Raw genomic sequence first — 13428 nt, forward strand, 5'->3', positions numbered from 1 at the left:
ACACACGATGTGTAGTCCGCTCATTTTAGTTTGCTTTCGCTTCTGGTGTGCGCGTCAGTCTGCGCGTACGTACCTGTGCCGGATAGCCCAACGTGAGTAGAATCGTGCTCCACTGCATGTTGTGCTTGCGGTACATGTACGCAATCAGCTGCTTGAGGGGAATCTCGTCCGTTGAGCGGCGATTGGCAGCGGTCATGGAGGGCTTTGCGGCCATGTCCAGTTCTTTGATATAGCTGTCTACCACCGTCAATAGTTCGTGTTGCGTCATTGATTGCCATTCGCGTCGGGTCATTTTCGTCACTCCTTATTTCATTGATTAGTTATAGCATACCGGAACGCGAAGTGAATGTCACGCGAAATGACTGATTTCTTATTTTAAAATTTAGATAAAAGTTATATCTAATTGTTTGATAACGCAACAGGCGGGGTTGACGCCCGCTGCAGTCGGCAATTACGCGAAATGGTGGATATGCGCCGGTCATGGGCCCAGAGTGCAGTGGTGCGTGCCAGCCTTATTTTATTATTGACTGGCCGTCCGCACTTTATAACGGGAATTCTGGTTCCTGAAAAAGCTGGTGGTAGGCATCCCGCGCAGTCAGGCTGTTGCGTGCGGCCACCCGTTCAACCTGGGCCAGGGATGGGTGCCGGCGCCGATTGTAGGCCCGGTCGTATTCGGCAGCATTCTTAGCGCCCGTTTCGCGCAGGCCATCGTGGAACGCGGTGAGGACGTATTCGAGCGGGTACGTCGCGAAGTTGCGCGGGGCTTCGGTAAAGTGGTTTTCGAGTTGGCCGAAGAACCGGTTGCGCAGCTGGCGGTAATCGAGGTTTTGTTCCTGACACAACGTGCGAACGATGATTGTGCTGGGTGCTAGCTCCGGTCGGCGCCGCGAGTTGTAGGCAAATTCGGAGGACAGGTGCAGTGTCTGCGCCTCGTCGTGCATCCGCTTGAAGACTTCCTCGATGGGCAGGGCGCGCCAGTTACGCTCAGTGCTGGTTTTAGGCACTGCGTTTGCGCCATACTTAGCGATGTATGCGTCCTGGGTTTTAAACCAGAAGTCACTGCCGAAAGCTCGCGCCACTTCATTGGGCTGCGGACCGACATCAAAATTCACTGCCTGCTGATAATCGGTGGGACCGAAGACCTGATGTGCATGCATTAGCTGAATGATTGCGGCCTGGATGGTCGCGGCGGTACGGTCAGTCTGTTGCTGAAACCAACTTCTAGGGGCAGGTTTAGTTGACACGGGCGGTTCCGGGGCCGGCGTTTTGGCAATTGCGGCTTTGATGCGCAGCGCGTCTGGATTCGGTTTGGGTGCCAGAAGTTTGGTGCGCGTTGGCGACTGCGCCTTACGTTGCGTCTTCGCTTCTGTTTGGCTCGGTTTGGCCAAATCGTTGAACGCACCGGACCGGATTGCAGTTGCTGTTTGGTCGATGCCGTGCGTGGCCTTGGCAACCGCAGCTTCAGGAATTACCGCTTCTGCTTCAGGCTTGGTGGAACTCTGTGTTGCGTGATATTCCTGGTATTCATAGCGCGACTGCACCGCGCGCCAGGTGATTCGGTGCATGGCGAGGGTCACCAGTGACGGCGCCGAACGGGAGCGCATGCGCCGGTATTCTGCGGGGGTCGGGAAGTCTGTCAGGTTGCTCGTTGCGATTTCGGTGACGACCATGGCGATGAGGGTGCGTGGATCCGCGTGCGCAAACCGGCTTGCTTCCTGGCGTAAAGTCTCACCGTCCGTATCCGGCAGGTCGAGCACGCGCAATGCGTCGCCCCAGCTGATATTCCGTTCAGCTAGTTTGACCAGCGCCGGGATTACCCATTCAGGGCACTGGGGGTTAGCGATGAGACGCTCCAGGTTCGGTTCGCTTTGACCGGCGTGTTTAAGTTCGCTACCGAGCATGGCAATGAGTGCAATTGAGGGGGTGGCTTGAGCTGAAGTCATAATTGTGCCTCCTTTAGTTGTCCTGGCATTTAGCCGCAGTTAATGTCGATTTAAATTCATTGCTTATAATATTAATTGTACAGGATTGGTGGTAGCGTTGTCATATATATTTGGTAAATGTTTAGCAAATTTATGCACATACGCAAAAAAACGTCCGCCAATGTTAGGCAGACGCTTATCTATGCATAATATAGAACTTAGTTGTTACTCCTTGGTACTGTACCCCGTGTTGTAGTCAATCTTATAGCCAGCTTCGACGTTGAAGATGTACACGTTGAAGGCGATGGTGTTACTGCCAACGGACTGGGCACGCAGCTGGACGCCACGCGCGACGAGCTCGTTGCCGCGGAAGATTGGCCGTACCTGGTAACGGACAAGGTGCTGGCTGCTAGCCTTGATGTAGGCAGCGAGGTCATCTTCGTGCACGAGCATTAGCGGGTTGTTCAGACTCATGGTCCCGGTCATCAGGTTCTTCGGGTTGTTGTTCTCACCAGAAAGTTGAAACCCGATGAGGTGACTGCGATTGTACAGCCAGCCGTGGGCGGTCCGCTTATTGTGCCAGCCCGTGGGGTCCCAGGTGAGCGCGGTCCGGTCGCTCGTTGGCATCAGCTTTTGGCTGAGCATGGCGTTGGCGGTCGTCACGCGGTTTTGCCCGTCAAGGTTGCCGTAACTTTCCCAAGCACCGCGACTGGTGCTCATTTCGGCCGCAGAAAATCCCGGTTTGTTGCCGTTAATGGTGATTTCTTGTTCACCGGTGTAATTCAGACTGGCCAGGTTCGCGGGACTTCCGGCATTACTGCTGGTTGGCACCGACTTTTTAGTCTGCTTGGCCAATGCGTCCTTCATGGTTGCGGTTTCCTGCGCGAGTTTGTCCAGCCGTTGCCGCTCGCGCTTGTTTTTGGCTTCGAGTTTGACGGCCTTTTTTTCGTCCGTGCGGTCCTTTTTGGTGACGGTTTTGGTGCGCGCTGTCACTTTGACCTTATCGCTTGCACTGGCGCTGCAACCGGTGAGGGTGGCAATGGTGGTGCTCATGGCGATAACGGCGACAAATGTGGTGATGATGCGATTTGGTTTCATCTTAACGCAACGCCTTTCTGTAACCTGCGGCCTTGGCTGCCGCTTCGGAGGCGAAGTAGACGGCGTTGGCACTGTTCATCCGGTATCCGGCTTGACCGGGAACGTGGTAAATTTTGGAATTCTTGTTCCCGACGATGCGCTTGCTGTTACCGGTGTTCATGTCGCCGCGGTTGGTGACCGCCCGGCCGGTGGTGGCTGCGGCGCGGTGGGTGCTGGATTGACGCGTGGCGGCAGACTTGCGCGCACTAGCGGACTTGCTGGCTGCCGCGCGGGCACGGGCTACGGAACTGCTAGCGGCGCGTTTTGCGCTTGCAGCACTTGCAGCAGAGGAGCTAGCGGCGCGTTTGCTGGCAGCAGTAGCACTACTGCTGGCACTCTTGACTGATGCGTACTCGGCGTCCTGCTTGGTGGCCCGGTCCGCGAGTGTTTTGGACTCAAGTTTCGCCGCCGCGAGTCGACTGGCACCGACGCGCACCGTTTTATGCTTAATTTTGTAGCTAATACTGGTCTTGGCTGTCGTGTCGGCCTTGCCCGCGGTGCTGGAACAACCGATAATGCCAATGCTCAAAACGGCAATGCCGATGACCAGCAGTCCGGCCGGCCACCGCTTGCGGCGCATGCTGACAATGCCGATCCAGACGGCGATTGCCGCGGCAAATATTGCAATAATCATCAATGAAATCTCCCAAAATGCTGAGCGTGTGCGCCCAGTTTCTCCCTTTTTAGCCAAGTAACCTTGGCTATATATTTAATTATTAATATAGAGGGTGGGGGAAAGCAATGTCACCTAGATTAAAAAACACGGCGATTGCGGGCAAGCAATCGCCGTGCTGCTATTTAACCAGGATCAAATCGAAACGTTGCCTTCGTTCAGGTCAACATGCTTGAGGTAGGCCGTTTGGTTGTACGTGTCCACGAAGAACTCGCCGTTTTGCACAGCCAGGATTGAGGTGGACAGATTTTTCAACCCCAGCAGGTGTTCGTTACCCGTCAGCTCCTTGATGCCTAGCTGGGTGGCGCCACCGTGGGCAAAGATGAGGATGTTGGCGTCAGGGGCCTGACGCGCACTAATTGCCCGGATTGCGGCGGCAAACCGCTGACGGACGGCGGTGAAGTCTTCAACCCCTAGTGCCGCCAGTGCCGGATCATTTTGGCGCGCCGACAACTTGGCGAACAGCTCGTGATGGTTCGCAATCAGTTCATCACGGGTGTGGCCCTCCCATTGACCGAAACTGATTTCGGTGAGACCCGGCGCAATTTGCAGGGCTGGCACGGTGTTCTGGTTTAATTTGGCTAAGATAATTTCACCAGTCTGACGTGCCCGGAGCAGGGGACTGCTGTAAGCCGCCGCATAGGAATATTGATTGAGATAACGTGCCAAATCGGCGTATTGCTGCGCGTAATCTGTGCGCAGCGGACTGTCGGCGCCGGCGCCTTGTAGCCGCTTAGCCAGGTTCCATTCGGTTTTGCCGTGGCGGATGATAAAAATTCTTTGCATTACTCGATTTTCCCCACTGTGTCGCCCCGAAGTCCGCGGCGCAGCGTTTCAAGGGCTGTGACTTCATCCCAAGCGATGTTGCCCAAGTTGATGTTGGGCCCGTATTTAAGAATTAATGCGACCTGCTGGCTCTTAAGGGGTGCTTCGATGATTAATTTATCCACGCCGATAGCTGCTAATGCATCCAGTTCGGAGCCGATGATGTTACCGTCCGCATCGTAAATCCCGATGTTCTTCCCGGCTTCTCTGGCCTCCAAAATGACGTAGTGGGCGCCATTATCGAGGTCGGCTTGGATCATCTTGCGCCGTTCGGCCGTCGAGAGGTCATGGTCGAGTTCGGGATTCTTCTTGCCGACTTCGGAAATAACGTAGAAGCCGGCCGCGCGGGCTTGCTGAATTACGTTCGCCCGCGTTGTGGGCCCAACCTGCGTGGACCCGTCGCTCACTTCGATGCCGGTGAAGCCCAATTCCTTGGCTTCAGCGAAAAATTCAGGCAGTTTGCCGGCTGCGGTCGCAACCTCGAGCAAGGTGCCGCCAGGGTAGGGAATGATGCCGGCGGCCCGGTATTTGGCCGTCTTGGCCTTGATGAGTTCCGCGTCCATCGTTGCGGCAGTTCCCCAGCCGAATTTGGCAAAGCTGATGTGGGTACCCGCTGTTGCCAGCAAGTCGTCCACGGCGTGCAGACCTAAGCCCTTATCCAGCATCATAGTTTTGCCCGTGGCGGGCTTGGCACCAAGAAAATTAAATGCGTTCATGATTATGCTCCGTTCGTATCCACTAATTTATTCGTTACCACCCCATCATGAATGCTAAGCCCAACAAAACTGTGCACAATCAATGAAATTTTTGTGAATAGGTCACAATGTCACACGACTGGCGCAGATTGTGTACAGGCGAGCAAATTTATGGATAAATAATTTCTTATAGGTATCAAAATTTGTCTGGTGCACAAATATTTTTTTAGGTCCAGACCAGTTATAATTTTATTGAAGGGAGTTGTTTTGTTACGTTGACGCGTGATGAGCGCAGGGAGGCAATATGGGAAAACAGAAACATGTGGACGCGGAATTCTTGCAGGACATGCTGCCCGAGCAGCAAGCGGGCGAAAATTCTGTAACTGGGGCGAAGCAAATTCAGGGGGATGGGTTAAATTCGCCGGCGGCAGAATCTTTGCAGCCGAATGCGGACCAAGCATCAGTGGCTGCACCAAAAAGTCGCCGAACCGACCGAAAGCGTGCGCGAAAAGTGCCTGCGGGGGTAACCACAAGTGCCACCGCAAAGAACAAAAAACGCGTTGGGCAACCGAAAAACCAGTCGGTGGCCCAAAAACGGGCGGTGCAGAACTCAGCGGTTACCGAGAAAACCGCCCCTACTGAGGAGAAGAAAAAGCGCAAGAAGCGCAAGATTAAGTCCGACGCCGAACTGGTGAAGGATAACGGGCCACGGGTGCGGGAACTGCGGCTAAGTCTGGGCCTATCCCAGGCGGGCCTAGCTGATGGCATTTGCACCCAGGCCACGATTAGTTTGGTGGAAAAGCAAAATAAGATGCCGAGCATGGACACCATGATTAAGGTGGCCGAACGCTTGCACGAGCAGGTGAGTGATCTAATCATGCGCCAGGACAGTTACGCGCACTCACGGCTGCAGTTCATCGAGGACCAGATGCACCATTACAAGTTCAAGCAGGCATTCAACGCACTACTCACGATTGAAGAAAGCCGCATCGAAAGCAACGCGCTGGTCCGGCAGTACCACAGTATGATGGGGGCGCTCGAACTGCTGACGCGGGACAATCCCGTGGAAGCAGGGGGCCATTTTGCGCGCGTTTTGGCAACAACCAAGCAGAACACGAACGCCATTGCGAACGTGGTGGCGAAACTCGGTCTGGGCCTGGCCTATGCAGATCTCGGTAAGCTCGAAAAAACGCAGGTGCTAGTTAAGGACGCCACGAAGGTCCTCGGCGGCATTGACACCAACAATGCGAACCTCGCGGATGATGGCGTGGCGCTGTATTGGTACCTGACCATGTGCTACCAGGCACTGAGCGAACGCGCACTCGCGGTGGAAACGTCCAAGCAGGCGATTACCCAGGCACTGAAGAACGGGAACTTGTACCTGCTCGACGAAATTTATGCCACCACGGCTGAGTGCCTCGAATCCTTGGGTGGGGCGCGCAACCGGAACAAGGCAATCACGGCCACGCAGCGGGCTCTTTCGCTGGCCCGCATCGTTGGTAATCAAGATTTAGTTAACAAGCTAGTTGCAAAAAGTGACGAATCTGTTATCGTAAATTGCAAATAAAGAACGTCCACATTGTTAAGACACAAAATTCGTGTCAGCAATGTGGACGTTTTTGGTTAATCAAATTCTTATTGGTAGTGGAACTAAGTGAAGTGAATCACTTAGTTGCTTGTGGTTTGCGCGTCGTTGCTAGCGCAGGCTTGTTCTCGAGGTCCGTCCGCACAACCAGCACGTCGCATGGTGCTTGGCGGGTCACGTATTCGGTCACGGAGCCGATGAGCAGCCGTTCAACCGCGTTGAGCCCGGTTGCCCCAATCATAATCAGGTCAATGTTGCGCTGCTTCGGCACATCGCGCGCGATGATGGTCTTCGGCGCCCCGTATTCGATTGAGTAGTTAATCTTCTTGACGCCGTTGTCCAGAGCGGTTTGCTTGTATTCTTCCATGGTCTTCTTCGCACTGGCGGTTACCTGTTCAACCATCGCGGAGTCGAAGCTGGAAACGTTCTGGAACGCGCGTGTGTCGACGATGTGGACAAGGTAGAGTTCCGCATCGTTACGTTTTGCCACGGCAATGGCTTTCTTGAAAGCAAGCTCGGCCTCGTATGATCCATCAATTGCGACAAGAATGTGTTGGTATTGTTGCAGCATATAAAACACCTTCCTTTTCCTTCGTCTAATGGAGAATGTTTGGTTTGGTTCTTCTCCTTAATTCAATTTTACCATCTCGTGAAAGCTATTTCAAAACTCTTTGGTAATTGAATTGCAGACGCAAGGCAGTTAGTTCATCGCGCTCAAGATGGAAAAGCCGAAGATGCCGACGAAGATTACGGACACGGTGATGGCAATCAGCGCGAGCATCTTGGAGACGATGATGCCGGCCACGATGCAGACGATGGCGCAGACGATGATGAGAATGGAGGTGAGCAGCATGTTCGAAGCTAGCTCAGGGGTGGGCACACTCATCGTGAGGAAGGGCCGGTTGCGGTGGGTGAGCAAGAACGCGGCCAGTCCGACCAGAACGAGGGCGTACACGATCATAGCAATTAATAACATTTTTTAACTCCTTCAATTCGGTTGTAAATGAATGCATCCATCATACCATAATTGGCAACAAAGAACCGCCCCGGCGATTGCCGAGGCGGTTAATGAAGAACTTTGGGTGCCGTGTAACTTCCTTAATCGTGTGAACCCGCTATTAGGCAGGTGGGACCTAGCCGGATTAATCTGAGTCCTACGTGAAATAGGTCATTCGTCAATGCGGTCTTGTGGTCCCAATGTATTGAGAATGTTCGGTCAACTGATATTCAGGAATGGCGAACACTTAAGTAACTTCTACTATCATATTAGCATCACGCCCGGGTGCGTGCAAGCGGATACGCCACTTTCTGCCGGTCAGGCCCGTTTCTCGTGGTAGAATATTCCTAGACGATTTACGCTCAGAGAGGGGATCAACATGAATTACGAAGATGTACGCCGGCTTCACCTAGACCAATTGCGCACGGGGCTACAAGTGCGGCTCTTGCAGCAAGTTCGTTTTGTCGATGCGGCGGGCACGGGGGTTGCCGCACCGGCAGCACCAGCTACCAGCCCGTTTTTCTTTGCGGCGGGGGCCAGTGAACTCATTGTGGCGTCCAAAACTACGGCGGAATTAGCCGATGCCCAGTCGGAGCTAGCGGCTGCACGTTCTGTGGCGCAAACGGCGACGACCAGCCAAATGCGCGTCGTTAATCCCGGTATTCGCATTCAGCTGTTCTTCCCGGAAACACTGTTTAGCATGCTGTACACGGATGCAGAGCCTAAGCAAAGTTACATCGACTACCGCAACCAAATATATTTAACCGTCGCTACCCAATTGCAGGCGCGGGGGGCGCAGTTGCTTGAGGCCCTGGGTGCGTTTGTAAAAAGCACGCCGCAGCTGGACTTTACGCGCCTGAGCGCCTACAACGTGAGCGTGCGGCGGGCGGGCGCTTCCGGGATTGGCGCGCAGCTTGGTCGGGTTGGCCTGCTGGGGCAGCAGATGGCTGAGCGCGGCATTATGGGGCTGGAAATTGATTTGCCCCAGATTGTTGGCATTGATGCAGCGGCACTGCGCTTGGTGCATGATACCGCCTGGTACGCACAGCTGCCACTAAAAGGCGCCGGCAGCCTAACTGACTTTTTACAGACGGCCATGAATGCCGATCACGTGGCCGCGGCGGCCCAAGCCTGGACGCTGTCTGGCCAGTCGGAACAGTCCAGCGCAATCCTGCCTGGTTTTACCGACCAACCGCGCACCGTGCAGTTGCGGCTACGGGCGGCGCTCACCGCCGGCGCGGATGTGACTATTCTAGACCGGCAGCACGGCATGTGGGTGGTCAAAAATGGCGCGCACACGAGCCTAATTGCGGGGCAAAATAGCAGTCTGAACTCTGCGACCGCGGTGGCGCTCACCGATGACGTGACCGCACGCAAGGCCTTGCTAGGTGCGGCTAAATTGCCGGTGCCAGCGGGGATGAGCTACACGGATTTGGCGGTGGCCCAGGGCGATTTCGCCCGCAGTTTTGCGCACAAGAGCTTGGCCGTTAAGGGGCCGCGTCTGGGCCAGACGACGCTCTTTCCAATCCCAGCCACAGAGGCGGCCTTCACGAACGCAATCAGTGCGCGGCTAACCCAATTCGGGCAGGCGGACGTCGAGATGTTCGTGCCCGGCGACCAGTTCAACCTGCTAGTGCTGGACGGCAAGGTTTGCGCTGTCTCCATGCGCGATTTTGCCTACGTGGTTGGTGACGGCCGCGCCAGTCTGGAGCAACTGGTCCAGCGGCGTAATGCCCAGCGAACAAATGCGGGACTACCAACCATTGACCTGACTGCGGTGGCAAAGCAGGACCTAGATGATCAGGGCGTGAATGCGGCCACGATTGTCAGTCGCGGCGGCCAGGTATACCTCGGCCGCAACAGTCTGGCCGCGGCGGCGGGTTCTTGGCAGGATGGCCGCGAGCTTCTCGATGCAACTTACGACCAGCTGGCAATCGCGGCGGCCAAGGCCCTGAATTTGCGCCTGGGCAGCGTGCAATTGGTGGTCGCGAACGGTTATGTGCCGTACGCTTCCGGTGCGCAGAGTCACGGTGGTCAGCTCGCCACCATTGTCGGCGTGGATGCCCGGCCAGATCTGAGTGAGTACGAACGGCCAACGTATGGGGCCGGAGTGCCGGTGCTCGACCAAGTATTGGCGGCAGAGGCGCAACAAGAATAATCAAAAACACCCACCTGTGTATTCATGCAGGTGGGTGTTGCTTTAGTCAATATTTAGAATAGGCCGAAGAACCCGCGCTTTTTGGGCTCAGCTTGTTTCTGGACCGGCAGGGAGATGTTTTCCTGATTGATTGCCTGTTTGGCCACAATCAGGAGCCCGGCTGCATCGTCTTCCACGTGGGCGGAATCATCGGAAATCAACGTGAACGGCAGGTCGTTTTGGGCACAGAGTTTGACGAACGGACTGGTGGTGCCCGTGCCTAACTTACCGTTAATCAGGACACTCAGGTCGCGGTGCTGGTAGTCCTTAATGACCGCCTTGAAGCTCGTAACCGTGTGGGGGTTACGCAGCGACTGGTTATCGATGTAGAGGGCAACCCGCTCGCGCAGTGACCCGAGATACTTACGCCGCTCGTCTGGATTCGTTTTGCGGGGACCAAAGATTGCAGTGGTCAGGTGATCATCCAGTTGATCAGTGTTCTTCTCGCTCATGCTTATCCCCCCTTTGTGCGTGTTTTGCGGACAAAATAATTAATGTGCAGGTTTTTGTCCTGTAAACATTAATTATATCAGTATTAGCAAATTCACGCAAAGTGGGCTGGCGGCGTTAAGCGTACTTGTGTGCCATTTTGCCAGCAACCGCGGAGGCGAGGGCGCCAACCAGATCGTCAATGAAGGTGTTGACCTTGCCCGGAGCGTTGTCTAACTGGTTGATGATGCCGGGTTTGGTGCGGTCGAGGAAGCCGTAGTTGGTAATCCCAATCGAACCAGACAACTGCGAGACCCCGAGGGCGATGGTTTCGTCCACGCCGAAGACACCGACGTCATTGGTGATGATGTCATTGAGCGGTTGGGGCAGCGCGTCGGCCGCGGCCAGATTGTCCAGCGCGAGGCCGACCATGGCGTTGTTCAGGAATTCACGCTTGTGCATTGTGTCGAGCACTTCTGCCTTGTATTCGTCGACGGTGACGTCCGGCAGAAACTTGTGCTGCAGTCCGTAGACAACCTCAGCGATGGCGTCGGGGGTGACGTTTTTCTTCGTGAACTCCCCAATGACGTACTTGTACGCGGCAGTATCAGGATATTTGTAATTAGGATTGTAGACCATGATTATCAACTTCCTTTCGCTAATAGTTTACACCCAATAGACTGGTAAACCGCAACGGCGCGAAAAATAATCAGCCTGGTTTGGTACAATGGTAGGTGATTAGTGACGGTGAACTGATAGAAAACGCGAGGAAATAAGCAGTGATTGAAGCACAAACAGTAAGCTTAGTGGCGCAGAACGTGACGGGGATGACCAAGCGGCAGGTACAGGCAGTCCTGAACTTGATGGATGACGGCAACACTGTGCCCTTCATCGCGCGCTACCGCAAAGAAATGACGGGCAGTCTGGATGAAGTCCAGATTCAAGCCGTCGAAGATGAGTATCAACGGGCAACTGCACTGGCAAGTCGCAAGCAGGCAGTCATCAAGGCCTTGACGGAGCAGGGCAAATTGTCGCCCGCACTGCAGCAGGCCGTTTTGGCCAGCACCAAGCTGCAAGACGTCGAAGATATTTACCTACCCTACAAGCAAAAGCGGCAAACTAAGGCCATGGTGGCCCGTAAGCAGGGGCTGGAGCCGTTCGCGCGGTGGCTAATGACCTTTCCGAGTGGGGTGCTAGAAACTGAGGCCCGCAAATACGTCCGGCCAGACCAAGAAGTGCACACGACCGCAGATGTACTCGCTGGGGCCCACGAAATCTTGGCGGAAACCTTCAGTGAGGTTGCCACCATCCGCAACTGGATCCGCAGCTACACCAACCGGACGGGCAAGATTGTGACCAGCGTCAAGAAAAAGGGCAAGGAACTGGACGAGAAGGGTGTCTACCAGCAGTTTTATGCCTTCACCGCGCCCATCACGAAGATGAGTGCGACCCGCACGCTGGCCATCAACCGCGGAGAGAAGGAAAAGGTGCTCACGGTGGGTGTTGATGTGGATACGACTGCCATCATGAACTATTTTCACTTCCGCATCATTGGGCGCAGGCCCGAAACGGCAGCAACGGCGTTCATCACGACGGCGTATGTTGATGCCTATAAGCGGTTCGTGGGGCCGGCCATCGAACGTGAAGTCCGCAACGCGCTCACCGACGAGGCTGCCGCGCAGTCCATCAAGGTATTCGGCCAGAACTTGTACAATCTGCTCATGCAGGCGCCGATTAAGGGCAAGGTCGTCCTCGGCTTTGACCCCGCCTACCGTACTGGCTGCAAGCTCGCGGTGGTGGACAAAAACGGGAAGTTCCTCACGAAGGCCGTAATCTATCCGCACAAGCCGGCTCCCGAAGCCAAACGCCAGGCGGCTGCGGGCGAATTGCTCGCGCTGATCAACCAATACCACGTGGAAATGATTGCGATTGGTAACGGTACGGCTAGCCGCGAGTCGGAGCAGTTCGTGGATGCGACCTTGCGCAAAATCACGCGCCCAGTGTATTACGTCATCGTGAACGAGGCGGGGGCATCCGTGTACTCTGCCAGTCAGGAGGCGCGTGACGAATTCCCCGACCTGCACGTTGAGCAGCGCAGTGCGATTAGCATCGCCCGGCGGTTGCAAGATCCACTAGCCGAACTGGTCAAGATTGACCCGGAAGCAGTCGGTGTGGGTCAGTACCAGCACGATTTACCCGCGAAGGACTTAGCGACCGAAGTGGACGTGGTGGTGGAGCGGGCGGTTAACCGTGTGGGCGTCAACTTGAACACGGCGAGCTATGCGCTGCTCCAGCACATTTCTGGCCTGTCCAAGACGATTGCCATGAACATTGTGGCTTATCGGGACGAACACGGCCGCTATGACAGCCGCGCCGAATTGAAGCACGTGCCCCGGCTGGGACCTAAGGCCTTCGAGCAGTCGGTCGGCTTCTTGCGCATTATCGGGGGTAAGCACGGGCTGGATAATACTGACATTCACCCGGAAAGTTACGCAGCGGCCAAAACAATCATGGCGGCAGCAGGCGTTAAGGAAAGCGAAATTGGCACGCCGCAAGCCATCACCAAGGTGGCGCAGGTGAACGTTCAACCGCTCATTGACGGGGGCATCGGCGCGGAGACCGCCCGCGACATCGTCACCAGCTTGCAGCATCCTGGCCGTGACCTGCGCGACAACATGGCGGCGCCGCTTTTGCGCACGGACGTTTTGACCATGGCGGATTTGCAAGTGGGGATGAAGCTGGAAGGAACCGTCCGTAATGTGGTCGATTTTGGCGCCTTCGTGGATATTGGCGTTAAGCATGACGGGCTTGTCCACGTGTCGCGCATGACCAAGCAGTTCGTGTCCGACCCGAAAACCGTGGTGGCGATTGGTGACATCGTGACTGTCTGGATTGAGTCCGTCGACCTGCAGCGGGAACGGATTCAGCTGACGATGATTGATCCGCAAACCAAATAGTTGGCGGTACA

General features: G+C 55.3%; 13 protein-coding genes. 3 read left to right on the forward strand and 10 right to left on the reverse strand.

Going from position 1 to position 13428, the window contains the following annotated elements; all coding sequences use genetic code 11:
* Positions 1-25: 25 nt before the first annotated feature.
* From FC18_RS08705 to comA, 6 genes are all read right to left on the reverse strand, one after another.
* Positions 26-292, reverse strand: coding sequence for a hypothetical protein (locus FC18_RS08705; RefSeq protein ID WP_054677267.1), 267 nt, complete (start codon positions 290-292; stop codon positions 26-28).
* A gap of 250 nt (positions 293-542) precedes the next feature.
* Positions 543-1943, reverse strand: coding sequence for a hypothetical protein (locus tag FC18_RS08710; protein WP_054677269.1), 1401 nt, complete (start codon positions 1941-1943; stop codon positions 543-545).
* Between the two features lie 204 nt (positions 1944-2147).
* Positions 2148-3020, reverse strand: a complete 873-nt coding sequence (locus FC18_RS08715; protein WP_054677271.1) for a DNA/RNA non-specific endonuclease — start codon at positions 3018-3020, stop codon at positions 2148-2150.
* Position 3021: 1 nt separating this feature from the next.
* Positions 3022-3693, reverse strand: coding sequence for a sunset domain-containing protein (locus tag FC18_RS08720; protein ID WP_054677273.1), 672 nt, complete (start codon positions 3691-3693; stop codon positions 3022-3024).
* Positions 3694-3867: 174 nt separating this feature from the next.
* Positions 3868-4518: a histidine phosphatase family protein gene (locus FC18_RS08725; RefSeq protein WP_056976092.1), complete on the reverse strand. Its 651-nt coding sequence runs from the start codon at positions 4516-4518 to the stop codon at positions 3868-3870.
* Positions 4518-5273, reverse strand: a complete 756-nt coding sequence (comA, locus tag FC18_RS08730) for a phosphosulfolactate synthase (protein WP_056976093.1) — start codon at positions 5271-5273, stop codon at positions 4518-4520. The genes FC18_RS08725 and comA overlap by 1 nt, the downstream gene beginning before the upstream one ends.
* Before the next feature lie 283 nt (positions 5274-5556).
* On the opposite strand from comA, the gene FC18_RS08735 reads away from it, so the two are divergent.
* Positions 5557-6819, forward strand: a complete 1263-nt coding sequence (locus tag FC18_RS08735) for a helix-turn-helix domain-containing protein (protein WP_056976094.1) — start codon at positions 5557-5559, stop codon at positions 6817-6819.
* 97 nt (positions 6820-6916) lie between these two features.
* Here FC18_RS08735 and FC18_RS08740 read toward each other — a convergent pair whose 3' ends face one another.
* Together FC18_RS08740 and FC18_RS08745 are read right to left on the reverse strand one after the other, a co-directional pair.
* Entirely contained in the window at positions 6917-7408 is a 492-nt protein-coding gene (locus tag FC18_RS08740; protein ID WP_054677280.1) for a universal stress protein, read from the reverse strand.
* A 129-nt stretch (positions 7409-7537) separates the two neighbouring features.
* Positions 7538-7813: a hypothetical protein gene (locus tag FC18_RS08745; protein WP_054677282.1), complete on the reverse strand. Its 276-nt coding sequence runs from the start codon at positions 7811-7813 to the stop codon at positions 7538-7540.
* A 400-nt stretch (positions 7814-8213) separates the two neighbouring features.
* Between FC18_RS08745 and FC18_RS08750 the strand changes: the two genes are divergently transcribed.
* A complete protein-coding gene (locus tag FC18_RS08750; protein WP_054677284.1) occupies positions 8214-9992 on the forward strand; it encodes a hypothetical protein in 1779 nt (592 codons plus the stop codon).
* Between the two features lie 53 nt (positions 9993-10045).
* Here the strand turns inward: FC18_RS08750 and FC18_RS08755 are convergent, their stop codons facing one another.
* Together FC18_RS08755 and FC18_RS08760 are read right to left on the reverse strand one after the other, a co-directional pair.
* The gene (locus tag FC18_RS08755) at positions 10046-10483 is read right to left on the reverse strand and encodes a YueI family protein (protein ID WP_054677286.1); all 438 of its coding nucleotides are present in this window, start codon (positions 10481-10483) and stop codon (positions 10046-10048) included.
* A gap of 115 nt (positions 10484-10598) precedes the next feature.
* Complete coding sequence (locus FC18_RS08760; protein WP_054677288.1) at positions 10599-11099, reverse strand: phosphatidylglycerophosphatase A family protein; 501 nt, start codon at positions 11097-11099, stop codon at positions 10599-10601.
* Positions 11100-11239: 140 nt separating this feature from the next.
* On the opposite strand from FC18_RS08760, the gene FC18_RS08765 reads away from it, so the two are divergent.
* Positions 11240-13417 carry a Tex family protein gene (locus FC18_RS08765; protein WP_056976096.1) on the forward strand — a complete coding sequence of 726 codons (2178 nt, stop codon included), beginning with the start codon at positions 11240-11242 and terminating at the stop codon, positions 13415-13417.
* The last annotated feature ends 11 nt before the right edge of the window (positions 13418-13428 follow it).

Source organism: Lacticaseibacillus sharpeae JCM 1186 = DSM 20505 (assembly GCF_001436225.1).
GTDB classification, from domain to species: Bacteria; Bacillota; Bacilli; order Lactobacillales; family Lactobacillaceae; genus Lacticaseibacillus; species Lacticaseibacillus sharpeae.